Here is a 1,167-nt window from a genome sequence, read left to right as displayed (position 1 = left end):
CCGCGCAAAAAAGCAGCGACACCGCCCGCCGCATCCGTGCCTATTGCCCCCGTCGGAGCCGTTGCGGCGGCAGCCTCCGCAGTTCCGAGCGAAGGGCTTTACGCGGGCATGAACTTCTGACATGGACATCAAGGTCATCGCGTCGGGGAGCAACGGAAATGCCTATCTCATTGGAGACGGGCGTACCCGCCTCCTCCTTGACGCGGGAATCCCCTTCAAACGTATCCAGATCGGCTGCGGGTTTCGGACGAGCACGATTGACGCCTGTCTTGTGACGCACCGTCACGGCGATCATGCAGCGGCAATCCCGAAACTCATTCAGCGGGGCATCATCGTCTACAGCAACGCCGACGTGGCAGCGCGTTACAAGGGTGTGCAGGAACTCACCGAGCGCAAGGAATATCCCATCGGGACGCTGCGCATTCTGCCCTTTATGGCAGAGCATGACGTGCCGTGCTACGGGTATCAGGTGACCTCCACGGAGACAGGCGAAAAGCTCGTCTACATCACCGACAGCGCGTATGTGAGATACACGTTTACGGGTCTTACGCACATCATGATCGAAGCGAACTATGCAGAGGACATCATGCTCGGGAACGTGAGGGATGAGAAAATCCCGTTCTCACTCGCCGAACGTGTCGCAGGAACGCACATGAGCATCGACACCCTGCTCGACCTTTTGCGGGCGAATGACATGACGAAGGTGCGGCAAATTTATCTCCTGCATCTCTCGGATAATAACAGCGATGCGGAGCGGTTCAAGAAGCTGGTGCAGCAGGAAACGGGCGCAGAGGTCTATATCGCATGATCCTCATCGGACACATTGTCAAAGAAGCGGACGGGGGCGCAATGGTCTATGTCCCCTATCCAGCAGGGCAGAGAAAGCCCGAGGGCTGTCATGAGAGCGTCGGCGTGGAGTTCGTGGACAAACGCCGTATCAGCGCAAAGCAGCGAAAGAAAGCCTATGTCCTCATCGCCTACATCGGGGCATGGTGGGGGTATACGCCTGTGGAGGCGATGAAGGAAATGCTAAAGCTCATGTTCGTGGGAGAGGCGGAAACGCTCAGAAGGACATTCTCGCTGTCTGACTGCGACATGACGACCGCACGGCTCTTTATCTCGTATCTCATTGATTTCTGTCTCTTGCATGGGGTTGATGTAGGAGAG

The 1,167-nt window shown here is 57.0% G+C and carries 2 protein-coding genes; both read left to right on the top strand.

Annotation, left to right across the window (positions count from 1 at the left end; genetic code table 11):
- Positions 1-121: 121 nt before the first annotated feature.
- Positions 122-808: an MBL fold metallo-hydrolase gene (locus ACO6BQ_RS12625; RefSeq protein ID WP_489121511.1), complete on the top strand. Its 687-nt coding sequence runs from the start codon at positions 122-124 to the stop codon at positions 806-808.
- A partial coding sequence (locus ACO6BQ_RS12620) for a putative HNHc nuclease (RefSeq protein WP_489121508.1) occupies positions 805-1,167 on the top strand: 363 nt, incomplete at its 3' end. The genes ACO6BQ_RS12625 and ACO6BQ_RS12620, both read left to right, overlap by 4 nt.

The sequence above is a fragment of the Centipeda sp. (in: firmicutes) genome, assembly GCF_057271695.1.
The sequence above is the reverse complement of the archived record's forward strand: the minus strand, read 5'-3'. Positions and strand labels throughout refer to the sequence as shown.

Excerpts from the sequence above, each read along its gene's own strand:
- ACO6BQ_RS12625 (WP_489121511.1), top strand. The coding sequence starts at position 122 with ATGGACATCAAGGTCATCGCGTCGGGGAGCAACGGAAATGCCTATCTC.